General features: G+C 66.9%; 17 protein-coding genes. 15 read left to right on the top strand and 2 right to left on the bottom strand.

All coding sequences use genetic code 11. The features are described 5' to 3' along the window. Positions 1-374 precede the first annotated feature (374 nt). The 8 genes from glgA (at position 375) to ACCQ16_RS02165 (ending at position 13634) form a co-directional block, all read left to right on the top strand. Positions 375-1958 (top strand): glycogen synthase GlgA, encoded by a 1584-nt coding sequence (gene glgA / locus ACCQ16_RS02130; protein ID WP_008575489.1) that lies wholly within the window; start codon positions 375-377, stop codon positions 1956-1958. Then, the gene (locus ACCQ16_RS02135; protein ID WP_277573005.1) at positions 1955-4186 is read left to right on the top strand and encodes a 1,4-alpha-glucan branching enzyme; all 2232 of its coding nucleotides are present in this window, start codon (positions 1955-1957) and stop codon (positions 4184-4186) included. The genes glgA and ACCQ16_RS02135 overlap by 4 nt, the downstream gene beginning before the upstream one ends. A gap of 2 nt (positions 4187-4188) precedes the next feature. Next, positions 4189-5946, top strand: a complete 1758-nt coding sequence (gene treZ / locus ACCQ16_RS02140; RefSeq protein ID WP_277573004.1) for a malto-oligosyltrehalose trehalohydrolase — start codon at positions 4189-4191, stop codon at positions 5944-5946. Continuing rightward, complete coding sequence (locus tag ACCQ16_RS02145) at positions 5943-7892, top strand: 4-alpha-glucanotransferase (protein ID WP_277573003.1); 1950 nt, start codon at positions 5943-5945, stop codon at positions 7890-7892. Before treZ ends, ACCQ16_RS02145 begins: the two co-directional genes overlap by 4 nt. Continuing rightward, complete coding sequence (treY, locus tag ACCQ16_RS02150; RefSeq protein ID WP_277573002.1) at positions 7889-10498, top strand: malto-oligosyltrehalose synthase; 2610 nt, start codon at positions 7889-7891, stop codon at positions 10496-10498. Before ACCQ16_RS02145 ends, treY begins: the two co-directional genes overlap by 4 nt. A gap of 21 nt (positions 10499-10519) precedes the next feature. Beyond that, a complete protein-coding gene (locus ACCQ16_RS02155) occupies positions 10520-10705 on the top strand; it encodes a DUF2934 domain-containing protein (RefSeq protein ID WP_008575499.1) in 186 nt (61 codons plus the stop codon). A gap of 117 nt (positions 10706-10822) precedes the next feature. Then, positions 10823-12985: a glycogen debranching protein GlgX gene (gene glgX, locus ACCQ16_RS02160; protein WP_008575501.1), complete on the top strand. Its 2163-nt coding sequence runs from the start codon at positions 10823-10825 to the stop codon at positions 12983-12985. A 16-nt stretch (positions 12986-13001) separates the two neighbouring features. Continuing rightward, positions 13002-13634 carry an NAD(P)H-binding protein gene (locus ACCQ16_RS02165; RefSeq protein ID WP_029818445.1) on the top strand — a complete coding sequence of 211 codons (633 nt, stop codon included), beginning with the start codon at positions 13002-13004 and terminating at the stop codon, positions 13632-13634. A gap of 170 nt (positions 13635-13804) precedes the next feature. Here ACCQ16_RS02165 and ACCQ16_RS02170 read toward each other — a convergent pair whose 3' ends face one another. Further along, on the bottom strand, positions 13805-14563 hold the full coding sequence (locus tag ACCQ16_RS02170) for an SDR family NAD(P)-dependent oxidoreductase (protein WP_277573001.1): 759 nt from the start codon (positions 14561-14563) through the stop codon (positions 13805-13807). 377 nt (positions 14564-14940) lie between these two features. Here ACCQ16_RS02170 and ACCQ16_RS02175 point away from each other — a divergent pair, with 377 nt between their 5' ends. Both ACCQ16_RS02175 and ACCQ16_RS02180 read left to right on the top strand, forming a co-directional pair. Beyond that, positions 14941-16350 (top strand): FAD/NAD(P)-binding protein, encoded by a 1410-nt coding sequence (locus ACCQ16_RS02175; RefSeq protein ID WP_008575506.1) that lies wholly within the window; start codon positions 14941-14943, stop codon positions 16348-16350. Between the two features lie 230 nt (positions 16351-16580). Further along, positions 16581-17012: a VirK family protein gene (locus ACCQ16_RS02180; protein ID WP_277572999.1), complete on the top strand. Its 432-nt coding sequence runs from the start codon at positions 16581-16583 to the stop codon at positions 17010-17012. A gap of 125 nt (positions 17013-17137) precedes the next feature. Here the strand turns inward: ACCQ16_RS02180 and ACCQ16_RS02185 are convergent, their stop codons facing one another. Then, a complete protein-coding gene (locus ACCQ16_RS02185; RefSeq protein ID WP_372380191.1) occupies positions 17138-18646 on the bottom strand; it encodes an efflux transporter outer membrane subunit in 1509 nt (502 codons plus the stop codon). An 88-nt stretch (positions 18647-18734) separates the two neighbouring features. Between ACCQ16_RS02185 and ACCQ16_RS02190 the strand changes: the two genes are divergently transcribed. The 5 genes from ACCQ16_RS02190 (at position 18735) to ACCQ16_RS02210 (ending at position 25127) form a co-directional block, all read left to right on the top strand. Next, entirely contained in the window at positions 18735-19352 is a 618-nt protein-coding gene (locus tag ACCQ16_RS02190; protein ID WP_008575513.1) for a TetR/AcrR family transcriptional regulator, read from the top strand. Positions 19353-19430: 78 nt separating this feature from the next. Then, entirely contained in the window at positions 19431-20579 is a 1149-nt protein-coding gene (locus ACCQ16_RS02195; protein WP_014089164.1) for an efflux RND transporter periplasmic adaptor subunit, read from the top strand. Further along, entirely contained in the window at positions 20576-23674 is a 3099-nt protein-coding gene (locus ACCQ16_RS02200) for an efflux RND transporter permease subunit (RefSeq protein WP_277572997.1), read from the top strand. The genes ACCQ16_RS02195 and ACCQ16_RS02200 overlap by 4 nt, the downstream gene beginning before the upstream one ends. 15 nt (positions 23675-23689) lie before the next feature. After that, positions 23690-24613 (top strand): oxidoreductase, encoded by a 924-nt coding sequence (locus ACCQ16_RS02205; RefSeq protein ID WP_277572996.1) that lies wholly within the window; start codon positions 23690-23692, stop codon positions 24611-24613. Between the two features lie 178 nt (positions 24614-24791). Then, positions 24792-25127, top strand: a complete 336-nt coding sequence (locus tag ACCQ16_RS02210; RefSeq protein ID WP_008575519.1) for a DUF6172 family protein — start codon at positions 24792-24794, stop codon at positions 25125-25127. Positions 25128-25464 lie beyond the last annotated feature (337 nt).

Raw genomic sequence — 25464 nt, forward strand, 5'->3', positions numbered from 1 at the left:
ATGGTCGCCAGGCCCGAAACAAGGCATTGATGAACCGGTTACCCGGATGAGGGCGAACGCGGCCGGAAGTTCCCGCATTCGGTGCATGTCACGGCCAACGCACCGAGACGGGGATGTCATCGCACTGCAATGTGGCGCTTATGCCTTGAGGCGTGCGCAACTGCGCGTAAAGGAATGTGGGCTGTCGCAGAAAAGTCAGCACGTGTTCACGCATATTTTATTTGGTCGGGGTGTAGATTCCTCTGCAAGGGCGACGTGGAGTACGCGCGTTGCCCACGCTCCTCACTCGTAGCAAGTCGTCTGGCTGAATCGGCAGACGGCGGTTTTCGCTTCGCCGTTTTTCCGTCTCCACCCACATTACGACGGATGTTTCGATGGTTGCCATGATGCCGCTTCACGCTACTACCGCACGCTTAGAGCGCAGCACGCTGCTCCCGACTCTGAAAAAGAGCGGGCGCCCGCGCGATGCGCGTGGCCGCTTCATCCGTCACCACGAGCGCTTGCCGGTCTCGTTGGCAGACACGCGCGGTGCCTTGTTCGTGGTGTCGGAAATGGCGGACTTCATCAAGGCCGGCGGGTTGGGCGATGTGGCGGCCGCGTTGCCGCGCGCGCTGCGCCACCGCTACGACGTACGTGTGCTGATCCCTGGCTACCGCGCCGTGCTCGAGCGTGCGGGCAAGGTGGAGATCGTGGGCCGCGTGTTGGCGCATGCCGCGCTGCCGGCCTGCGACATCGGCCGCATCGTGCAATCGGACGGGCTGCCGATCTACATCCTGCTGTCCAAGGAGTTGTTCGAACGCGACGGCTCGCCCTATGTGAGCACCAGCGGTTCGGAGTTCGAGGACAACGCGATCCGCTTTGCCACCTTGTCGCATGCCGCCGCGCAGATTGCGGCCGGCCACGCCGGCCTGGGCTGGAAACCGCGCCTGCTGCATCTCAACGACTGGCCCTGCGCGCTGGCGGCCGGCTATGTGCGCTGGTCCGGCGGCACCACGCCGTGCCTGCTGACCATCCATAACCTGGCCTACCAGGGCCTGGTGCCGTATTCGATGGCTGCCGCGCTGGGCATCCCTGCCGAGCGAGTGGCCGAGCTGGAGTTCTATGGGCAGATGTCGTTCCTGCGCGGCGGCATCGTCAATGCCGACCACGTCAACACGGTCAGCGTCAGCTACGCCAAGCAGATCACCGGCCCGGCACAGGGCTGCGGCCTGGACCGGCTGTTGGCCGGTCGCGCTGCCAAGGGCGCGCTCACCGGCATCGTCAACGGCATCGACGCCAGCTGGGATCCGCGCACCGATGAATACCTGGATTCGCACTTCAGCGTGAACCAGTGGCAGGGCCGGCAGGCCAATGCAGCGCAGGTGCGCAAGGCATTCGGGCTGCGCGAGAGCACCGGCCCGCTGTTTGCGGTGGTGTCGCGGCTGGTGCATCAGAAGGGCCTGGACCTGATTTGCGAGGTGGCCCCGCAGATCGTGGCCGCTGGCGGCCAGATCGCGGTGATCGGCGGCGGCGAGCCGGAGATCGAACGGCAGGTGGCCGAGCTGACCAGGCGCTATCCCGGCCAGGTGGGCGCCTTCATCGGCTTCGAGGAAGGCCTGGCGCGGCGCATGTTCGCCGGTGCCGACTTCCTGCTGATGCCCTCGCGCTTCGAGCCCTGCGGCCTGAGCCAGATGTATGCGCAGCGCTTCGGCTGCCTGCCGATCGCGCATGCGACCGGCGGGCTGATCGACACCGTGGACGATGGCGTGACCGGCTTCCTGTTCCAGCACGCCAGCGTCGAAGCGCTGCGCCGCTGCCTGGAGCGCGCCTTCCGCACCTTCCGCCTGCCCAGCCTGCTGTCTGCGATGCGGCGCGCGGCCATGCTGCGTCCCAGCGGTTGGGACGTGGCAGGCAAGAAATACCTCTCGCTCTACGAACACACCGCCGCAACCGCGCCCGCGCTCGCGACGGTGTCATGAGCGAACGGCAGGGCGGGCAGGAGCAGCGCACGGAAGCAGACGGCATGACCACGGAAGGGATCTCGGAAACGTCGCAGACCCTGCAAGCCCTGGCCAACGGCTTGCAGGCCGATGCCTTTGCGGTGCTTGGACCGAAACCGCTGGCCGATGGCCGCCGTCAGGTGCGCGTGTTGGCACCGGGCGCCGAGGCGATGGGCTTGATCGACCCGCGCGGCAAGCTGCTCGCGCGCATGCAGGCCAGCGCCATCGATGGCGTCTTCGAAGGCATCCTGGCGGCCGATGGGCCGTACCGGCTGCGCATCGTGTGGCCAGACAGGGTGCAGGAGGTCGAAGACCCGTACGCGTTCGCGGCCACGCTGGACGAATCGCTGCTGCTGCAGATCGCTGCCGGCGATGGCCAGGCCGTGCGTCGTGCGCTGGGCGCGCAGCATGTCCACTGTGGCGATGTGCCAGGCGTGCGCTTTGCGGTGTGGGCACCCCATGCCCAACGCGTGGCGGTGGTTGGCGACTTCAACGGCTGGGACGTGCGGCGGCATCCGATGCGGCAGCGCATCGGTGGCTTTTGGGAACTCTTCCTGCCGCGCGTGGAAGCCGGCGCCCGGTACAAATATGCCGTCACCGCAGCCGATGGGCGGGTGCTGCTCAAGGCCGACCCGGTGGCCCGGCAAACCGAATTGCCGCCGGCAACCGCTTCGGTGGTGCCCAGCGCCGCCGCATTCGCCTGGACCGATGCGGCCTGGATGGCCAACCGCGACCCCGGCGCCGTGCCGGCGCCGCTGTCGATCTACGAGGTGCATGCCGCCTCCTGGCGCCGCGACGGACACAACCAACCGCTGGACTGGCCAACGCTGGCCGAGCAGTTGATTCCTTACGTACAGCAGCTCGGCTTCACGCATATCGAATTGCTGCCGATCACCGAACACCCGTTCGGCGGTTCCTGGGGCTATCAGCCGCTGGGCCTGTATGCGCCCACCGCGCGCCATGGCAGCCCGGACGGCTTTGCGCAGTTCGTCGATGCCTGTCACCGCGCCGGGATCGGCGTGATCCTGGATTGGGTCAGCGCGCACTTTCCCGATGACGCGCACGGCCTGGCCCAGTTCGACGGCGCCGCGCTGTACGAGCATGCCGACCCGCGCGAAGGCATGCATCGCGACTGGAATACGCTGATCTACAACTACGGTCGGCCGGAAGTGACCGCTTACCTGCTGGGCAGCGCGCTGGAATGGATCGAGCATTACCACCTCGACGGCCTGCGCGTGGATGCGGTGGCCTCGATGCTGTATCGCGACTACGGCCGCGCCGAAGGCGAGTGGGTGCCCAACGCGCATGGCGGCCGCGAGAATCTGGAGGCGGTCGCGTTCCTGCGCCAGCTCAACCGCGAAATCGCCACCCAGTTCCCCGGCGTGCTCACCATTGCCGAAGAATCGACCGCCTGGCCGGGCGTGACCGCCGCGATCAGCGATGGCGGCCTGGGCTTCACCCACAAATGGAACATGGGCTGGATGCACGACACGCTGGGCTACATGCAGCGCGATCCGGCCGAACGTGCGCAGCACCATAGCCAGCTCACCTTCGGGCTGGTGTACGCCTTCGACGAACGCTTCGTGTTGCCGCTCTCGCACGATGAAGTGGTGCACGGCACCGGTGGCCTGCTCGGGCAGATGCCGGGCGATGACTGGCGCCGCTTTGCCAACCTGCGCGCCTACCTGGCGCTGATGTGGGCGCACCCGGGCGACAAACTGCTGTTCATGGGCGCCGAGTTCGGCCAATGGGCCGACTGGAATCACGACCAGTCGCTGGACTGGCATCTGCTGGACGGCGTGCGCCATCGTGGCATGCAGCAACTGGTGGGCGATCTCAACGCCGCACTGCGCCGCACGCCGGCGCTGTATCGCGGCAGCCATCGCGCCGACGGCTTCGACTGGAGCGTGGCCGACGATGCGCGCAACAGCGTGCTGGCGTTCGTCCGCCACGATCCTGCCGGCGGCGCACCGTTGCTGGCAGTGAGCAACCTGACCCCGCAACCGCATCACGACTATCACGTGGGGGTGCCGCGTGCCGGCCTCTGGCGCGAGATCCTCAACACCGACAGTGCCCATTACGGCGGCAGCAACCTCGGTAACAGCGGTCGCCTGGCGACCGAGCCGGTGGGCATGCATGGGCATGCGCAACGTCTGCGCCTGACCCTACCGCCGCTGGCCACGATCTATCTGCAAGCGGAGAAATAACGATGAACCAGCGCAATGCAATCACACCGGCCTGGGGCGCCTGGCCGGCGGGTGAAGGACAGGTGCGCTTTGCGCTCTGGGCTCCAGCAGCCAAGAGCGTGGACGTGGTCTTCGACGACGGCGCGCGCCGCGCGCTGCAGGCGGGACAGGACGGTTTTTTCAGCGCCGTCATCGACTGCGCTGCCAATGCGCGTTACCGCTACAGCGTCGACGGCGCTGAGCCGGTCCCGGACCCGGCCTCGCGCTGGCAGCCCGAAGGCGTGCACGGCCGCAGCGCGGTACAGCCGACCGACGGCTATGCCTGGCAAAACGCCCAGTGGCAGGGACGGCCGTGGGACGAGGCAGTGATCTACGAAGTGCATGTCGGCACCTGCGGCGGCTATGCCGGTGTGCAGGCGCAACTGCCGCAGCTGGCGGCGATGGGCATCACCGCCATCGAACTGATGCCGTTGAGCGCGTTTCCCGGCGCGCACAACTGGGGCTACGACGGCGTGCTGCCGTATGCACCGGTGGAGGCGTATGGCACACCGGACGAACTGAAGGCGCTGATCGATGCCGCGCACGGGCATGGCCTGATGGTGTTGCTGGATGTGGTCTACAACCACTTCGGCCCGGACGGCAATTACCTGCACAGCTATGCCGCGCCGTTCTTCAACGAGGACAAGCCCACCCCGTGGGGCGCGGCGATCGATTTCCGCAAGCCGCCGGTGCAGCGGTATTTTCTCGACAACGCGCTGATGTGGCTGCACGAATACGGTTTCGACGGCCTGCGCCTGGATGCGGTGCATGCGATATCGCCCAACGCGTTCCTGGATACCTTGCGCGAGACCGTCGAGGCCAGCCTGCCGGCCGGGCGGCATGTGCATCTGGTGCTGGAAAATGAGGCCAATCAGGCCTCGCAACTGCAGCGTGGCTATACCGCGCAGTGGGATGACGACTTCCATAACGCGCTGCATGTGCTGCTCACTGGCGAAGAGGAAGGCTATTACGCCGCGTTCGCCGACAAGCCGACCGAGCACCTGGCGCGCGTGCTGGGCGAAGGGTTCGCCTATCAGGGCGAGCCGGACCCGCGCGGGCATGTGCGGGGCGAACCCAGTGGCGCCTTGCCGCCGCACAAATTCGTGGTGTTTGCGCAGAATCACGACCAGATCGGCAACCGCGCCCGCGGCGAGCGGCTGAGCGTGCTGGTGTCGCCGCAACGCTTGCGCGCGGCCTTGGCGCTGACCGCATTGACGCCGATGATTCCGCTGTTTTTCATGGGCGAACCGTGGGGCGCCAAGCAACCGTTCCTGTTCTTCACCGACTTCGGCCCACCGTTGGACGATGCGGTGCGCGAAGGCCGCCGCAAGGAGTTCGCGCACTTCGCCGCATTTGCCGATGAAGCCCAGCGCGCCACCATTCCCGATCCGAACAGCCATACCACGTTCGCGGCATCGCGTGCGCCGATCGCTGACGCCGCGCATGGCGACGGCGCGCAGTGGGCAAGCTGGTTCACGGCGCTGCTGGACGTGCGTCGTCGCTGGCTGGTGCCGGGCCTGGCGCAAGCGCGCGCCGTGCGTGCCAGCGTGCTTGCCGATGGCGCGGTGGCCGCCACCTGGGAGCTGCCGGGCGGGCTGTGGCATATCGCCTTCAATGTCGGCACCCAGCCGGTGCCGTTGCCGCCGCTGCGCGGACGCGTGGCGCATGTCGAAAACGTGGCTGCCGATGCGCGGGAACTACCGGTCGATGGCTTCATCGCCTGGCACGAGGCGCAGGCATGAGTACGCGCGATCCGGGCGGGCATGATCTCAACACCCTGGCCGCCGCGGCCGGGGTGATGGTGGATTGGGTGGATGCCAGCGACCAGCCGCGGCAGGTCTCCGAGCAATCGGTGCATGCGGTGCTCAGCGCGCTGGAACTGCCGGCCGCCACCGCGGCGCAGCGCACCGACAGCCTGCGCCGCTGCCAGGCGCAGGCCGACGAGCCGGCGCCGTTGCTGACGGTGCAGGTGGGTCAGCCGCTGCCGTTGCGCGTGGCGGCACACGCCAGTGGCCGCTGGAGCGACGACAGCGGCGCCAGCGAAGACGTGCGTGCCGATGCGCAAGGGCGCCTGCGCGCGCCGCAGCGTTTCGGTTACTGGACGCTGCAGATCGGCGCGATTACCCAGCAGGTGGCCGTGGCGCCGCCACGTTGCTTCAGTGTGGCCGATGCCTGTGGCCAGCCATCGCCGCGTGCCTGGGGCATGGCGCTGCAGGTGTATTCGGCACGCAGCCTGGATGACGGCGGTATCGGCGATGCCGCCGGCACGGTGGAATGGTTGCGGCACGCGGCCTTGGCCGGCGCCGACGCCCTGGCATTGAGTCCGGTGCACGCCGCGCGCCCGGTGAGCGGCGGCTACAGCCCGTATTCGCCCAGCGATCGGCGCTTTCTCGATCCCTTGCATGCCGCGCCGGTGCGCATCCTGGGCGAACTGGCGCTGGATGCCATCAACGCGGTGCCCGGCCTGCGCGAACGTTTCGATGGCTTGCATAACGCTGCATTGATCGATTGGCAGGCCTCGGCGCACGCCAAGTGGGAATTGCTGCGCCAGTTGTACACGCGCGTTTCGCCCGATCATGCCGATCTCGTCGCCTTCCGCAACGCAGGCGGCGCGGCGCTGGAGGGCTTTGCACGCTTTGCTGCGCAGGATTTCGGCGACAACGATCCGCAGCTGCATGTGTTCACGCAATGGCTGGCGGCGCGCAGCTGGTCCGATGCGCAGCGCGAGGCGCACGAGCGCGGCATGAAGATCGGTTTGATCGCCGATCTGGCGGTGGGCTTCGACCCCAACGGCGCCGAAGCCGCAGCGGCGGCCGACACCGTATTGCGCGGGCTGGTGCTGGGCGCGCCGCCGGATGCCTTCAATGCCGATGGCCAGCATTGGGGCATCGGGGCGTATTCGCCCACGGCGCTGCGGCGCAGCGGCTACGCGCCGTATATCGCGCTGCTGCGTGCGGTGCTGCGCGACCGCGGCGGCATCCGCATCGACCACATCCTGGGCCTGATGCGGCTATGGGTGGTCCCCGATGGCGCCAGCTCCAATGAAGGTGCGTATCTGGCTTATCCGCTGCACGATCTGCTCAACCTGCTGGCGCTGGAATCGTGGCGGCACCGGGCGATCGTCATCGGCGAGGACCTGGGCGTGGTGCCGCCGGGCATCCGCGAAGAACTCTCGCAGCGTGGAGTGATGGGCATCGATGTGTTGATGTTCACCCGCGACGACGATGGCGCATTCGTCTCGCCGGCGCTGTGGCGGCCGGATGCGATCGCCACCACCACCACGCACGACCTGCCCACGCTCACCGGCTGGCGCACCGGCCGCGATATCGAATGGCGGCGCAAGCTGGAATTGATCCAGCCCGCGCAGGCCAGCGACGATGCCGCCGCGCGCAACAAGGACGTGGCACGGCTGGATGCCGCTGTCGAACTTGCCGGCCTGAGCAGTGCGCACGACCCGCTGCTGGGCGCATTGCGCTTCACCGCCACCAGTGTCTCGCCGCTGGCCTTGTTGCCGGTGGAAGACGCGCTGGCCCTGGACGAACAACCCAACCTGCCGGGCACCGTCGAAGTGCATCCCAACTGGCGTCGACGCCTGCCCGATCCCTTGCCGCATGCGCGCCTGCATTCGGCGCTGCACGGCTTTGCCGAGGCGCGTCGCGTCGCGGCCGTTTCGGAACCGCATCCATGATCGATCTTCGCGCCACCGCCCGCCTGCAGCTGCATGCCGGCTTCACCCTGCACGATGCGCTCGCGCAGGTGCCGTACTACGCAGGCCTGGGTATCAGTCACCTGTACCTGTCGCCGATCGGCACGGCCGTGCCGGGCTCCACCCACGGCTACGACAACATCGACCCCACCGCGGTCAATCCCGAACTGGGCGGCGAAGACGCCCTGGTGGCGCTCTCGCAGGCCGCGCGCGAACACGGCATGGGTCTGATCGCCGACATCGTACCCAACCACATGGCCACGCATGCGCAGAACGCGTGGTGGTGGGATGTGCTGCGCAATGGCCGCAGCGCCAGGCACGCCGACTGGTTCGACATCGACTGGCGCGCGCCCGGGCGCGACGGCAAGCTGTGGCTGGCGGTGCTGGATCGCCCGTATGCGACAGCGCTGGCCGAAGGCCTGATCACGCTGGTGATCGAAAACGACGGCAGCGCGGCGTTGGCGCATTACGACCAGCGTTACCCGATTCGTCCGCAGACGCTGGACATCCCCGAGAAAGCCGCACGTGCGCAGTGGCTGCGCGACTACAACGACGGCGCCAAACGCGGCGACGGCCGCCTGCACAAGTTGATCGAACGCCAGCCGTATCGCCTGAACTGGTGGCGCGTGGGCAACGACATGCTCAACTACCGCCGCTTCTTCGATATCACCTCGCTGGTGGCCTTGCGGGTGGAATTGCCGGCGGTGTTCGACGCGGTGCACGCGTTGCCGCTGCGGCTGGTGGCCGAAGGCCATCTGGACGGCTTGCGCATCGACCACGTGGACGGGCTGACCGACCCCACCGGCTATGTGCGCAAGCTGCGCAGCCGGCTGGATGCGGCCGGCCGCACGCGTGGGCTCAAGCCCGGCACGCTGGGCCTGTACCTGGAAAAGATCCTCGCACCGGGCGAGCACCTGCCAGCCGACTGGCCGTGCGATGGCACCACCGGTTACGACTTCATGGACCAGGTGGGCGGCGTGCTGCACGATGCGGCCGGCTTCCGGCCATTGGCGCGTGCCTGGCAGAAGGTGAGCGGGCGCAGCGGCGATTTCGCGCAGGAAGAACGCACCGCCCGCGACGAAATCCTGCGTGGCCCGCTGCAGAGCGAATTCAATCGCGCCGTGGGTGCGTTGTCGGCGTTGGCGCGGCTGGATCCGCCCACGCGCGAGTTCAGCCCGCAGATGCTGGCGCGCGGCTTGTGCGTGCTGCTGCGCTGGTTCCCGGTGTACCGCACCTATGCCGGCGCCAAGGGCATCACCGGCAGCGAAGCGGAGCGATTGCACGCTACCTCCGCAAAGGCGCGCGAGGGGATGCCGGAATCGATCGTGGCGGCCGTGGATGCGATCGAGCGGTGGTTGCTCGACGATGCCGGCGCAGACCGTGCGCAGATCGCCTTGCGGCGCATCCTGCGCCGTCGCGTGGAGCAGCTGTCCGCACCGCTCAATGCCAAGTCGGTGGAGGACACCGCGTTCTACCGGCACGGCGTGCTGCTGTCGCGCAACGAGGTCGGCAGCCACCCGACCCATTTCGCCAACGAATCGGCCGAGTTCCACGCGCAGAATCTCGAGCGTGCCAAGCATTACCCGCGCGCGTTGCTGGCCACCGCCACCCACGACCACAAGCGTGGCGAAGACCTGCGCATGCGGCTGGCGGTGTTGTCCGAGCAACCGCGCTGGTGGGTCGAGCAGAGTGCCCAGTTCGATGCGCTGGCCGACGCGCTGGAATCGCCGGCCCTGGCCGGGGGCGACCAGCAGATGTTGTGGCAGACCCTGGTGGCGGCGTGGCCGATCGGCCTGGGCGCCGACCAGACCGAGCCGCTTGCCGGCTACGCCGAGCGCATCGCGCAATGGCTGCTCAAGGCGGTGCGCGAAGCCAAGCTGCACACCAGCTGGACCGACGGCTCGCCGGCCTATGAGCACGCCGTGCAGGCCACCGTGGAGCAGGTGCTGTGCAGCCGCGCCGGGCTGCCGCTGCGGCGCGCGCTGTTGCGCGCAAGCAACTACATCGCCGCCGCCGGCGCGCGCAACAGCCTGGTGCAAACCACCTTGCGCCTGACCGTGCCCGGCGTGCCCGACCTGTACCAGGGGACCGAAGGCTGGGATCTGTCGTTGGTGGATCCGGACAACCGCCGCCCGGTGGATTACGTCCAGCGCCAGCAGTGGCTGCAGCAGGCGCGCGACTTCTCCGGGTTGCTGCGCAGCTGGCGCGATGGCGCGGTCAAGGCGCGCCTGACGACGCTGTTGCTGCAGTTGCGCCGCGAATTTCCAGCGCTATTTGCGAAGGGCGACTACCAACCCTTGAACGTGGCGGTCGGCGGCGATGCACAGGCGCTGGCATTCCGTCGCCAGTATCGCGGTCAGTCGCTGGTGGTGGCCGTCACGCGGCTGGGCGCCGGCGTCGAAGGCGATGGCGATCTGCCGTTGCTGGTGGCGCCTGCCACCTGGGGTCAGGCGTCGTTGGCATTGGGCGAGGGCACATACCGTAATGTGCTCGATGGCAGCACGCTGCAGTCGCAGCGCGGCCGCGTGGCGCTATCCACGCTGTTTGCACGTGCGCCGGTGGCAGTGTTGTTGTCCCAAGAAAATTGACCCCTGAGAGAAACGTACGCAATGAATGACATGGAACGGCAGGCGCGGCTTGCCCAGTTGGCACGGGAGATTTGGGAGGCGGAGGGCCGCCCGGACGGGCACGCGGACCGCCATTGGGCCATGGCCGAGCGGTTGGTGGAGGCCGAGGAGCGCGCCGCCGAACAGGCCGCCGAATACGCGGCCACCCCGATCGCTGCACGCCAGTAACGGCGCGTCTGGCAGCGTGCATGGGCCGGCCTGCTGCGCGCCGGCCCGTGTGCTGCGGACTGCGCCGCCAGTGCAAAATCGCGCACCGTTTGCGTTCACCGTTCTAAGGAGTCACCGATGGCCACTCGCAAGTTCACCCAGCGCTCGCGCATTCGCGAAGGCCGTCCCAACCCGCTCGGTGCCACCTGGGATGGGTTGGGCGTCAACTTCGCGCTGTATTCGCGCAATGCCACCCGGGTGGAGCTGTGTCTGTTCGACGAACGTGGCCGCGAACAGGAGCGCATTGCGCTCCCCGAATACACCGACGAGGTCTGGCACGGTTATCTGCCCGACGCACGGCCCGGCCAGTTGTATGGCTACCGCGTGCACGGGCCATATGCGCCCGATGCCGGGCACCGCTTCAACCACAACAAATTGCTGCTGGACCCGTACGCCAAGCAGATCGTTGGCGAACTCAAATGGGCGCCGCACCTGTTCGGCTACATCATCGGCCATCGCGACAAGGACCTGAGCTTCGACCGCCGCGACAGCGCCGCGTTCATGCCCAAATCCGCCGTGATCGACCCGGCCTTCACCTGGGGCCAGGACCGCCCGCCGCAGACGCCCTGGAACCGCACGGTGATCTACGAAGCGCACGTGCGCGGGCTGAGCATGCTGCATCCGGCGGTGCCGCCGGAAGAGCGCGGCACCTTTTCGGCGCTGAAGACCGACGAATTGATCGACCACATCAGTTCGCTCGGCGTCACCGCCGTGGAATTGCTGCCGGTGCATGCGTTCGTGGACGATCAATATCTGCTGGAAAAAGGCCTGCGCAATTACTGGGGCTACAACACGCTGGGCTTTTTTGCCCCGCAGGCGCGTTACATGTCCACGCGCACGGTGGCCGAGTTCAAGCAGATGGTGGCGCGCCTGCATCACGCCGGCCTGGAAGTGCTGCTGGACGTGGTCTACAACCACACTGCCGAAGGCAACGAGCTCGGGCCCACGCTCTCGTTCAAGGGCATCGACAACGCCAGCTATTATCGCCTGGCCGACGATCGCCGCTTCTACATCAACGACACCGGCACCGGTAACACCTTCGACCTCACCAATGTCGGCGCGCTGCGCATGGTGATGGATTCGCTGCGTTACTGGGTGCAGGAGATGCACGTGGACGGCTTCCGTTTCGATCTGGCCAGCATCCTGGGCCGCGAACGCTATGGCTTCGATCCGTCCGGCAGTTTCCTGGATGCGGTGCGCCAGGATCCGGTGCTCAGCCAGACCAAGCTGATCGCCGAGCCGTGGGATATCGGCCCCGGCGGTTATCAGGTGGGCAATTTCCCGCCCGGCTGGGTGGAATGGAACGACAAGTTCCGCGACAACGTGCGCGCGTTCTGGCGCGGCGACAGCGGCCAGCTGGCCGAGTTGGCCACGCGCCTCACCGGCTCTGCGGACCTGTTCAATCACAGCGGCCGCCGCCCCACCGCATCGGTCAATTTCGTCACCGCGCATGACGGCTTCACCCTGCGCGATCTGGTCAGCTACGAAACCAAGCATAACCTCGCCAATGGCGAAGACGGCAGGGACGGCAGCGACCACAACATCTCTTCTAACTATGGCGTGGAAGGCGAGACCAACGACCCGGCGATCAAGCAGCTGCGTCGCCAGCAGATGCGCAACCTGCTCGCCACCTTGCTGTTGTCGCAGGGCACGCCGATGCTGCTGGCCGGCGATGAGTTCGGCCACAGCCAGAACGGCAACAACAACGCGTATTGCCAGGACAACGAGCTGACCTGGATCGACTGGACCGCTGCCACCAAGGCTGCCGCCGCCGACCAGGCCGCATTCGTGCGCCGGTTGATTCGTATTCGGCAGCGCTACCCGCTGTTGCATCGTGCGCGTTTCTTCGACGGCAAGTTCGACGAAGCGCTGGGCCTGAAGGATCTGACCTGGCTGGCGCCCAACGGCACCGAGATGGATGAAGCCGCCTGGCACGACCCGGAAGCGCGCGCATTGATGCTGCGTCTGGATGGCCGCTCGCCGACCACCGGCCTGCGCGAGATTGCCGCCAACGTGACCTTGCTGATGCTGATCAATGCCGCCTCTACCGCGGTGTCGTTTACGCTGCCGGCCATGCATGACGAACATTGGCGCGTGCTGGTGGACACCGCGCGCCACGGCGGCCGTGTGGTGGCCGGTGGCAGCGAATGGAAGGCCCCGGCGCATTCGCTGACGCTATTGGCGGTGGAGCGCGATCGCATCGTCAGCAGTGCGCGGATCGTCTCCGAAGGCGCGCGCTGATGGCGAGGATGGCCTGATGGATGTCTTGTTGGCAGGGGCGACCGGCCTGGTCGGCAGGCACGTGCTGCAGCAATTGCTGGGCGATACGCGCTGCACCGGCGTGGTGGCGATGACGCGGCGGCCGCTGGCGCAGATCCATCCCAAGTTGCGCAATCAGGTGATCGACTTCGAACGGCTCGAGCACTGGACGGCACCGCGCATGGAAGCGGCCATCTGTGCGTTGGGGAGCACGATGAAACAGGCCGGCTCGCGCGATGCGTTCTATCGTATCGACCACGATTACCCGCTGGCCATCGCGCGCGCCGCCTGCGCACAAGGTACCTCGGTGTTCGTGCTGAACTCGGCGGCCGGCGCCAACGCGCAGTCGCGCATCTTCTACAGCCGCGTCAAGGGCGAACTGGAGCGCGATCTGCGCCAGATCGGTTTCCCCTCGCTCACCTTCGTACGCCCCGGCCTGATCGGCGGCGAACGCGAAGAGCGCCGCACCGGCGAGCACATCGGCAGCGTCGTCCTTGGCGCGCTCGGCCCGCTCCTGCCACGTCGTTTTCGCATCAATCCGGCCGAACGGATTGCCGCGGCGATGGTGTCAGCTGCGCTGGCACCGGCACGGGGTGAGCACAGCATCGAGGCGGCGGAGTTGGCTGGCTAACGGGATCTCGTCGCTTCGGCGTGGGGACATCGGATACAGGCGAAACGCCGCCGTGTCGTCGAGCGTGACTGCGCGCGAGGACGCGTTACCGATGCAGCTGGGTCGCGCGCAGGCACGCTCCTACGAGTCCGCGAGCAGCCGATCGGTATCTCCGTCAGCAGAGATGGTGCTTACACGCCCAGCGACTGCCCGCCATCCACGGCCAACACTTGCCCGGTGATCCAACTCGCCTGTGGCGATGCCAGAAACAACGCGGCATCGGCAACATGCTGCACCTGTCCGAAGCCGCCGAACGGGATGCTGTCGCGGATGCGTGCGTAGAGCTCCGGCTCCTCGCGGCTGCGTTTGTCCCACAGACCACCTGGAAATTCGATCGAGCCAGGCGAGATCGCATTGACGCGGATGCGCTCGCGCGCCAGCTCTGCAGCCAGGGTGCTGGTGTAGTAATTGAGCGCGGCCTTGGCGGTGGAATAGGCGATCGCGCGCGGGGTGGGGCGTTGCGCATTGATCGAACTGATGTTGAGGATCACCGCAGCCGCGCTGCGGCGCAGATACGGCAACGCGGCGCGGTTGCAGCGCACTGCGGCCATCAGGTCGACATCCAGGCCCGCCTGCCAGCTTGCATCGTCGTTGCCATGGCCAAAGCCGGAAGCATTGTTGATGACCACGTCCAGGCCGTCCAGCGCCTGTGCTGCAGCGTGCACGTAGGCATCGATCTGCGTGGCGTCTGCCAGGTCGCAAGGCAGTGTATGCACCGGGGTGCCATGCGCTGCCAGTGCGTCTGCTGCGTGTGCAAGACCGGCGGCATTGCGTGCGCAGATCGAAACCTGCGCGCCATGACGCACGAAGCCTTCTGCGATCGCCAGGCCAATGCCACGGCTGCCGCCAGCGATCAGCACGCGTTGCGGACGAACTGCGGTGTTTGACATGGCGGCTGCTCGGTTTGGATGGCCGTATTATCCGATAGCCGCGGGCCACGGGGTCGCCACGCGTATCGCAAGTGCGGCACGGACGACGATCGCCCTGCATGTTTGCGCTGCACCGGACCATTGGCCTCAGCCGTTTGCATCGCCGCATTGCGCAGCGCCGCAGAAAACAGACATGCGCAAACGCACGCGGAACCGCCGCGTACGGTGGCGATCGCTGTCATATCGCTGCCATGGACGATCGGCGCTGCATGCCCCGCCTGCCTCATCACTGCCGGCGATCAGCTCATGCGTTTTTGCTTGCCCGGCGCTAACCAAACGTTTACACATCGGCGGCGCGCTGCGGGCACAACGTGCGGGTCATTCAGCGGGATTTGCACATGGAAACCCATATCACCGTGATCGGCGCCGGCTTCTGCGGCACCGCGCTGGTCCGTGCGCTGGCGCAGACGGCCGATGCGCAGGTACGCATCACCCTGGTCGGCGTGGCCGAGACCTTTGGCAGCGGGATCGCCTACGGCGCAGCGCGGCCAGAGCATCTGCTCAACGTGCGTGCCAAGGACCTGGGCATCGACGCACAGGCGCCCGGTGCCTTTGCCGATACGCTGCACCTGGGCGAGAGCGGGCGGCTGGAATTCCTGCCGCGGCTGGCGTACGGCGACTATCTGCGCAGCGAACTGGATGCAGCAGTGAGCAGTGCGCAGGCGTCGGTCATGCGGCTGTCGCAGGAAGCGGTGGCGGTGGAGCGCGTGCGCAAGGGGTTCCGCGTGTTTCTGGCCAATGGCGATGCCTTCCAGAGCGATCGCGTGGTGCTGGCGGTCGGCGCACTGCAACCGCAGGCGCTGGCGGGTATCGGCCCGCGCTTGAGCGTGCATCCGCGTTACATCGGGTGGCCGTGGCAGGGCGACGCATTGGCGCGGCTGTCGCCGGACGACGATGTGCTGATCGTCGGTACCGGGTTGACCATGGTGGACGTGGCGCTGACCTTGCACACACGAGGGCATCGCGGCCGCCTGCTGGCGATTTCGCGGCGCGGACTGGCACCGCAGGCGCATCTGCGCCAGCCCGGCGCGCCATTGGAATTGCCGCCGCATCTGCAGCGTGCGCTCAAGGACGCCGACCTGCGTGGCCTGCTGCGCGGAGTGCGTCAGCTCAGTGCGGTGGTCGACGATTGGCGTCGCGTGGTGGATGCGCTGCGCCCGCATCTGCAGCCGCTGTGGCAGCGCCTGGAACTTCCCCAGCGTGCACGCTTTTTGCGGCACCTGCGCCCGTACTGGGAAGTGGCGCGCCATCGCGTGGCGCCCGGTGCGGCCGAACAGCTGGCGCAACTGCAGGCATCGGGCCAGTTGCAGATTGTCTCTGCGCGCTTGCTGCGGGCGCGCTGGGTGCCAGATGGCGTGGAGGCGGTGATCCGCCCGCGTGGTGCTGCCGACGCGCAGACCGGTCATTACGATGCGGTAATTCGCGCTACCGGGCTGGATACCGACATCGATCGCACCAGCGATCCCTTGATCGCCGGCATGCGCGAAGCCGGTCTGTTGCGGGCCGATCCCTTGGGCCTGGGCGTGGACACCGATGCGCAGTTGCGCGTCCGTGACAGCGCCGGTCAGATCGTGCCGGGACTGTATTGCGTCGGGCCGCTCTTGCGGGGGCGTTACTGGGAAATCACCGCCGTGCCCGAGTTGCGCGTGGCCACGCGTGCATTGGCCGACCGCTTGTTGCTGGGCGCAACGCCGGCATTACAGCCCACGCCCGAGCACGTGCCGCGCGAGGTCAACGCGCGGTTGTAGATGTGGTAATTGACGAGATCTTTGACGATCTTGACCTGCGCATCGCGCCGCCCGCGCATGCGCAGTGATGGCCGACCTCTGGATCTGTGCGCGGCGTCCGCCGGCGAGCGCACTCATGCCGCGCGATGCGTAGTGCCGCGCGCTCATGCAGGCCGAACTGGGTCATGTTGGCGGTCCTGGGCGCATGCAAGCCCAGGCCGTCGCATCCATTTCCCCGCCTGGAGTCCGCCATGCCACGTCTTGTTTCTGCCGCGCTGTTCGCCACGCTGTGCGCGTGTGCGCTGCCTGCCCTGGCCACCGAATCGCTGAACAACCGCGCCGAAGTTCTCGCTGCCCTGGACGCCGGCTACGACGTCAGTGTGAGCACCGACCTTGCACGTTGCACGCCCGAAGAAGGCACGCCGGCCACGCAGACCCGCGGCGGCCGCCACATCGACGCCTATCGCATCACCGCCGACGGTACCGTGGCCTTTTCCGATGCGCATTTTACCGTGGCCAACGACGGCAAGCCGATCCAGCAATTCATGCGCTACCAGCTGCGCCCGGATGACACGCTGCGCTTCACCACCTACATGTACGACTTGCCGGGCCTGCAGCAACGCGGGCCGGTGCTGGCGTATCAATGCAAGATCAATGCAGGCGTGCGCTTCCATGCCGATTGAGCACGGCTGACAAGCCGTTTGCTGACCCTGTCGGCCAGCTCTTGCGGTTGCGTGTAGCCGGCGACATCGGTAGCGGTGGCGTGCCACCTGCGCAGACGCCCATCAACGTCAGCGTGGCGTGTCATTCACTTAGTTGCTGTCGTGTCGTCTTGGTGACGGTTGCTGTCCACGGCGACAGCGATCGCAGCAGGACCCGCACCGCCGGCCTGCCAACCGCCGCCCAGCGCCTTGAAGGTCGCAACCGCGCTGCGCGCCGCGTCGGTACGCGCCTGCACCTGCGCGTCGGAGGCGCGTAGCAGGCTGTCGTCGGCGTTGAGCACTTCGATCAGGCTCACCGTGCCTTTTTCGTAGGCCAGCGCAGAGGCGCCGCGTGCCTTGCCGAGTGCATCCACGCCCTGCGTCAGCACCGCTGCCTGCTGCTCGCGTTTGATCAGTGCGGTGAATGCGTTTTCGACGTCTTCGGTGGCGCGCAATACCGCAAGGCGATAAGCCGCCAATTGTTCGGCTTGCTGGCCTTTGGCCTGTGCGATCTGTGCGTTGATGCGGCCGAAGTCGAACAGCCGCCAGCGCAGGCCGAGTACGCCGGACGACTGCGCGGCGTCGCCGGTAAACAGGTTCGCACCGGAGATGGCGGTGGCGCTGCCAAGCAGGCCGCTCAGCGAAAACTTGGGGTAGTACTCGGCCATCGCCACGCCGATACGCGCATTGGAGGCGGCCAGCCGACGCTCGGCCACGATCAGGTCGGGCCGGCGCCGTAGCAGGTCGCCGGGGGTGCCGCTGCCGGCGATCTGGGGGGCTGGCGGAATGGGTTTGGTCGCCGACAGCTCGGCACGGTGCGTGCCGGGCGGCACGCCAAGCATCACGTCCAGCGCGTTCATTGCCGCAACCAGGCCGGCTTCCAGAGGCGGCACGCCGGCCTGCGCCTGCGCGAGTGCGCCCTGGGCCTGCTGCAGTTGCAGCTCGGCGGCAAGGCCTTTGCCGTGCAGCAGCGTCACCATCGAAACCAGCCCTTGCTGGGTGGCGACCTGGCGCTGCGCCATGTCCAGCCGCGCCTGCAAGCCGCGGACGCTGATGTAGATATCGGCGGTCTGCGCGGCCACCGCCAGACGGGTGGCCGCGGCGCCGGCTTCGGTGGCCTGGTAGTCGGCCAAGGCCGCCTGGCGGCCGCGGCGCAGGCCCCCGAACAGATCCAGCTCCCAGCTGGCGCCCAGGTTGGCTTCGTACACGCTGGCATGGCGGTCGAAGTTGGGCGTGCTGTTGAGCACCTGGCCCAGTGGGGTTTCCAGCGATTGGTAGGCACGCGTGGCGCTGCCGCTCACGTTGCCCGCCGGTAGCAGCGCGGCAGTGGCGGCGGTCAGCCCGGCGCGCGCCTGGGCCACGCGTGCGCCGGCCTGGGCCAGGTCCAGGTTTTGCGCCAGCGCCGCATTGATGTAGCGGCTCAGGTCGGGATCGTTGAAGCCGTCCCACCAGGTCGACAGGTCGGCTGGCACTGCGGCCTGGCGCTGCGCGATATCCGCTTGGCCGATGTAGCGGTCCGGCAGCGGCACCTCCGGCCGGGCGTAGTCGGGACCAACCGCGCAACCTGTGACGAGGCTGGCGGCAACGAACACTGCGAGGGTGCGGAGTGACGACATGGGCGGGGCCGGAATGACGAGTGGTAAGTGACTATAATACGAAATAGTCACTTTTGTAAGTCGGCAACGACGGCGCTAAGCTGTCGCGATGAGCAAAGCATCCAACTATCCCGTGTCGGGCCGCGGCCCGGCCGACCATGACGTTCGCGACCAGATCGTGGTGGCCGCCACCGAGCATTTCAGCCGCTACGGCTACGAAAAGACGGCCGTGTCCGACCTGGCAAGGGAGATCGGTTTTTCCAAGGCCTACATCTACAAGTTCTTCGAATCCAAGCAGGCCATCGGCGAGATGATCTGCTCGCATTGCCTGGGGGAGATCGAGGCCGAGGTGCTGGCTGCGGTGTCTGCCGCGGCGTCGCCGCCAGAGAAATTGCGTAGCCTTTTCAAGGCGATTATCGAGGCGAGCCTGCGGCTGTACTCGCGCGAGCGCAAGTTGTACGAGATCGCCACGTCGGCCGCGACCGAGCGCTGGCCGCCCGTCATTGCGTACGAGGGCCACATCCAGGCACTGCTGCAGGACATTCTGGTGCAAGGGCGCCAGAACGGTGACTTCGAGCGCAAGACGCCGCTGGACGAACTGACCCAGGCCACCTATCTGGTGATGCGCCCCTACATCAATCCGGTGCTGCTGCAGCACAGCCTGGATCATGCCGGCGACGTGCCGCTGCTGTTGTCCAGCCTGGTATTGCGAAGCCTGTCGCCGTAAAAAGATGTTTGTGACTATTGACTGATTTAGTCACAAGTCTCAGGATGCGAGCCTTCATCCGATCGCTCCGGGATTGCCATGCGTCGCCGCCGCCTTGTCGCTTTTACCTTCCTCTGTGTCTTGCCGCTGGCGCTGAGCGCCTGCGGCGGCAAGGCGCAGCCCGATCCACGGACCGCCGCGCCGCGGGTGCGGGTTGCCACGGCTGGCGATGCCAGCGCTGCGGTGCGCACCTTCTCCGGCACGGTAGCGGCGCGCGTGCAGAGCGACCTGGGGTTCCGGGTGGCCGGCAAGGTGTCCGAGCGGCTGGTCGATGCCGGGCAGAGCGTCAAGCGCGGGCAACCGCTGATGCGTATCGACCCGGTGGATCTGCAACTGGCTGCGCGTGCGCAGCAGGACACGGTGGCCGCCGCGCGCGCCCGGGCGCAGCAGACCGCCGAAGATGAAGCCCGGTACCGCGACCTGCGCGGTACCGGCGCCATCTCGGCTTCGGCCTACGACCAGATCAAGGCCGCCGCCGATGCGGCCAGGGCGCAGCTGAGCGCCGCCCAGGCCCAGGCTGACGTGGCGCGCAACGCCAACCGCTACACCGACCTGGCGGCCGACGCCGACGGCGTGGTGATGGAAACGCTGGTCGAGCCGGGCCAGGTGGTTGCGGCCGGGCAGCCGGTGGTGCGGCTGGCGCACGCCGGCCCGCGCGAAGCGGTGATCCAGCTGCCGGAAACCCTGCGCCCGCAGGTCGGCTCGGTGGCCCAAGCCACGCTGTTCGGCAACGCCGCCGTCACCGTGCCGGCCACCTTGCGCCAGCTGTCCGAGAGCGCCGACCGGCTCACCCGCACCTTCGAGGCACGCTACGTGCTGGACGGCGCGCTCGCACAGGCACCGCTCGGCACCACGGTCAGCGTGCGCGTCCCCGGCGGCACCGCCTCCGGGAACCAGGCCGGCCTGCAGGTACCGCTGGCCGCGCTGTTCGACGCCGGCAAGGGGCCGGGCGTGTGGGTGATTGCCGGCAACCCGACCAGGGTGAGCTGGCGGCCGGTGACGGTGCTGGGCCTGGACGATGACCACGCCAACGTGGCCGGCAAGTTGGCACGCGGCGAGCGCATCGTGGCGTTGGGGGCGCATCTGTTGCGCGAAGGCGAGCAGGTACGCATTGCCGGCGAAGGCGTGGCCGGTAGCAGCGCGGCCACTGCTGGCAGCACCGCCAAGGCGGCAGGAGCGCAGCCGTGAGCGAGGGCCGGTTCAATCTCTCGGCGCTTGCCGTGCGCGAGCGCTCCATCACGCTGTTTCTGATCTTCCTGATCTCGCTGGCCGGCCTGGTGGCGTTTCTCAAGCTCGGTCGTGCCGAGGACCCGGCATTCACCATCAAGGTGATGACGATCGTGACCGCCTGGCCCGGTGCCACGCCGCAGGAAATGCAGGACCAGGTGGCCGAGAAACTCGAAAAGCGCATGCAGGAATTGCGCTGGTACGACCGTACCGAAACCTACACGCGTCCGGGTCTTGCGTTTACGACGCTGACCTTGATGGACAGTACTCCGCCTGGGGAGGTGCAGGAGCAGTTCTATCAGGCGCGCAAGAAGGCCGGCGATGAAGTGGCCAACTTGCCGGCCGGCGTGATCGGGCCGCTGATCAACGACGAATATGCCGACGTCACCTTTGCGCTGTTCGCGCTCAAGGCAAAGGGCGAGCCGCAGCGCTTGCTGGCACGCGATGCCGAGACCCTGCGCCAGCGCATCCTGCACGTGCCGGGCGTCAAGAAGGTCAACATCATCGGCGAGCAACCCGAGCGCATCTTTGTCGAGTTCTCGCATGAGCGTCTGGCCACGCTGGGGGTCAGTCCGCAGGACGTGTTTGCCGCACTCAACGCGCAAAACGCGTTGAATGCGGCCGGCTCGGTGGAAACGCGCGGGCCACAGGTGTTCATTCGCCTGGATGGTGCGCTCGATAGCCTGCAGAAGATCCGCGACACCCCGTTGGTCGTGCAGGGCCGCACGCTGAAATTGTCCGATATCGCCACCGTCAAACGCGGCTACGAAGATCCGTCCACCTTCATGATCCGCAGCGGCGGCGAACCGGCGTTGTTGCTGGGCATCATCATGCGCGATGGCTGGAATGGCCTGGATCTGGGCAAATCGCTCGACGCCGAAGTGGGGGCGATCAATGCCGAACTGCCGCTGGGCATGCGTCTGAGCAAGGTCACCGACCAGGCCGTCAACATCGATGCGTCGGTCGGCGAGTTCATGACCAAGTTTTTCGTCGCGTTGCTGGTGGTGATGCTGGTGTGCTTCGTCAGCATGGGCTGGCGCGTGGGCATCGTGGTGGCGGCAGCCGTGCCGCTGACGCTGGCAGCAGTGTTCGTGGTGATGCTGGCGACTGGCAAGAATTTCGACCGAATCACGCTGGGCTCGCTGATCCTGGCGCTGGGCTTGCTGGTCGACGACGCCATCATCGCCATCGAGATGATGGTGGTGAAAATGGAAGAAGGCTATAGCCGCGTTGCCGCCTCGGCGTATGCCTGGAGCCACACCGCCGCACCGATGTTGTCCGGCACCCTGGTCACCGCGGTGGGCTTCATGCCGAACGGATTTGCTGCTTCCACGGCCGGCGAATACACCAGCAACATGTTCTGGATCGTGGGCATTGCGTTGATCGTGTCGTGGGTGGTGGCGGTGGTGTTCACGCCGTATTGGGGCGTGAAGATGCTTCCCGACCTGAAGAAAGTCGAAGGCGGCCACGCAGCGATCTACAACACGCCGCGCTACAACCGCTTCCGCCAGGCGCTGGGTCGCGTCATTGCCCGCAAGTGGCTGGTCGCAGGGTCCGTGGTGGGGCTGTTCGTGCTGGCGGTCGTGGGCATGGGCATGGTCAAGAAGCAGTTCTTCCCGATCTCCGACCGGCCCGAAGTGCTGGTGGAAGTGCAGCTGCCGTACGGCACCTCGATCAACCAGACCAGCACGGCTGCCGCCAAGGTGGAAGCCTGGCTGTCCAAGCAGAAGGAAGCAAAGATCGTGACCGCCTACATCGGTCAGGGCGCGCCGCGCTTTTTCCTGGCGATGGGTCCGGAACTGCCGGACCCCTCGTTCGCCAAGATCGTGGTGCGCACCGACGACCAGCACGAGCGCGATGCGCTGAAGCTGCGCTTGCGTGAGGCGATCGCGCAAGGCCTGGCACCGGAAGCGCGCGTGCGCGTGACGCAATTGACCTTCGGCCCGTATTCGAAGTTTCCGGTCGCCTACCGGGTGAGCGGTCCGGACCCGAAGGTGCTGCGCGGTATCGCTGCGCAAGTCATGCAGGTGATGCAGGACAGCCCGATGCTGCGCACCGTCAATACCGACTGGGGCGTGCGCACACCGACCCTGCATTTCAGCCTGGACCAGGATCGCCTGCAGGCGGTGGGGCTGACCTCGGCCGCGGTCGCCCAGCAGTTGCAGTTCCTGCTCAGCGGCGTGCCGATCACGCTGGTGCGCGAGGATATCCGCAGTGTGCAGGTGGTGGCGCGGTCGGCCGGCGATACCCGTCTGGATCCGGCACGCATCGCCGACTTCACCCTGGCCGGCGGCAACGGCCAACGCGTCCCGCTGTCGCAGGTAGGTAAGGTGGATGTGCGGATGGAAGAGCCGGTCATGCGGCGCCGCGATCGCGTGCCGACCATCATGGTGGGCGGCGATGTCGACGACACGCTGCAGCCGCCGGATGTCTCGGCTGCGATCACCAGGCAGCTGCAGCCGATCATCGACAAACTGCCCAGCGGATATCAGATCAAGGAGGCCGGCTCCATCGAGGAGTCCGGCAAGGCCATCGCCGCGATGCTGCCGCTGTTCCCGATCATGCTGGCGGCCACGTTGCTCATCATCATCCTGCAGGTGCGCTCGATCTCGGCGATGGTGATGGTGTTTCTGACCAGCCCGCTCGGCCTGATCGGCGTGGTGCCGACCTTGATCCTGTTCCAGCAGCCGTTCGGCATCAATGCGCTGGTGGGATTGATTGCGCTGTCGGGCATCCTGATGCGCAACACGCTGATCCTGATCGGACAGATCCATCACAACGAAGCCGAGGGTCTGGATCCGTTCCATGCGTTGGTGGAAGCCACCGTGCAGCGTGCGCGTCCGGTGATTCTGACGGCACTGGCGGCGATCCTGGCATTCATTCCACTCACCCATTCCGTGTTCTGGGGCACCTTGGCCTACACGCTGATCGGCGGCACGTTGGCCGGCACCGTGTTGACCCTGGTGTTCCTGCCGGCGATGTATTCGATCTGGTTCAAGATCCGGCCCGATCCCGGCAAAGGGAATAACGCACCGAACATTGCCCGGCCTGCATGAAGCACTTCTGCGACGGTGGCCACGGTGCCGTCGCAGCGCAATGTCGTGCGCCATCGTCACCACCTTCCGAACGCATGCCCTGCAGGCCGCACGCGTATCGCCGATGTCTTTCTCTTGATTGAAGGAACCGCAATGCAACAGCAGACCGTTGTGCTGATCACGGGCGTGTCGTCCGGCATTGGCCGTGCCGCCGCAGAACGCTTCGCCCGAGCCGGCTGCCTCGTTTACGGCAGCGTGCGTCACCTGGCCGGTGCCACACCGCTGACGGCCGTGGAGCTGGTGGAAATGGATATCCGCGATGCCGCTTCGGTGCAGCGTGCGGTCGATGGCATCATCGCCCGCGCGGGCCGCATCGATGTGCTGGTCAATAACGCAGGCACCAATCTTGTCGGTGCCATTGAAGAAACCAGCGTCGACGAAGCGGCCGCATTATTCGACATCAACCTACTCGGCATCCTGCGCACCGTGCAGGCCGTGCTGCCGCACATGCGTGCACGCGGCCAGGGCCGCATCGTCAATGTCAGCTCGGTGCTGGGGTTCCTGCCGGCGCCGTACATGGGCGTGTATGCCGCCTCCAAACATGCGGTGGAAGGGCTGTCGGAAACGCTGGATCACGAGCTGCGTCAATTCGGCATTCGCGTGACGCTGGTGGAGCCTGCGTATACGAAAACCAGCCTGGGCAGCAATTCGCCGGTGGTGCAGGCCACCATTGCCGGTTACGACCGCGAGCGTGGCGTGGTGGCGCGGGCAGTCACGCACAGCATCGACACCGCGCCGGAACCGCATGGCGTGGCCGCCACCGTGGTGGAGGCGGCGCTGGGCAGGTGGCGCATGCGCCGCACACCCGCCGGGCAGGCATCGCTGCTGAGCAAGCTGCGCCGGTTCCTGCCCGCCAGCGCGGTGGACGGCAGCCTGCGCAAGCAGCTCGGGCTGCGGTGAGATGCGTCAGGGCGTCGATGCGGCCGTGAACGCAGGGGTGGGCCGTACGGCGCGATTGCGTCAGTCCAGGCGCGCATGCCGCCATTTGGCGGTTCTGCAGCGCCACTTGATGCTGGATTCACCGAGGATGCCGCCTTGGCCTCACAATAGGCGGCCAGTCCCCACCACCGATGTCGCCATGCGCAAGACCTACCAGCTCAACCTCGAAGGCAAGAACCGCGATCGTCTGCTGGAATCCAGCAAGCACGATATCCGCAAGTACATCCGCCGCGAGCGCCGCAAGGAGCTGCCGGCCGGCGCGGACTACTGGGACTTCGAGATGCGCTTCGGTGTGGATGAAGCCAGCGCCGTGGCACTGCCGCCGGCCGAGCTGATCCGCTCGATCAACGCACTCGTCGCCGACGGTGGCGAGCAGTTCTTCGTCGAAATCCTGCGCAAGCCGGGCAAGCGCACGCCACGCGCGCAGAGCGATCATGCGTTCGGTGATGGCGAACTGGATTTCGAGCAGGATTGAGGTTTGATCGTCGTCCCGTCGGCGGCGCACCGCTGCGGAACGAGCAGTTGCTGGCGGAATGTCGACCGTATCGCATGGACGAGCCAGGCCTCGCGCGTTGCGGATGGCAACTGGCAGGGGTGCAGGAGGCCTGCGGGGACTTGACGCTGGCGAGCGTCCTTATTGGCGAAGCGACGGGGACGCTGCCACCGGCCAACCCTGCTGGTGCTTGGTAGCGGACACTTACCGCTCGGACGCAGCGGTTCGAGCGGGCCGTGGCTGGCCGACGCTGTTGCGCCAGCGCGTTTTGCTGGGCGGTTGCGGCTTAGGCATGCTGAGCGCGTTCGGCTGCCGAGGC

It is taken from the genome of Xanthomonas sp. NCPPB 1062 (assembly GCF_041481705.2).
In the GTDB taxonomy this organism is placed as follows: Bacteria; Pseudomonadota; Gammaproteobacteria; order Xanthomonadales; family Xanthomonadaceae; genus Xanthomonas; species Xanthomonas euvesicatoria.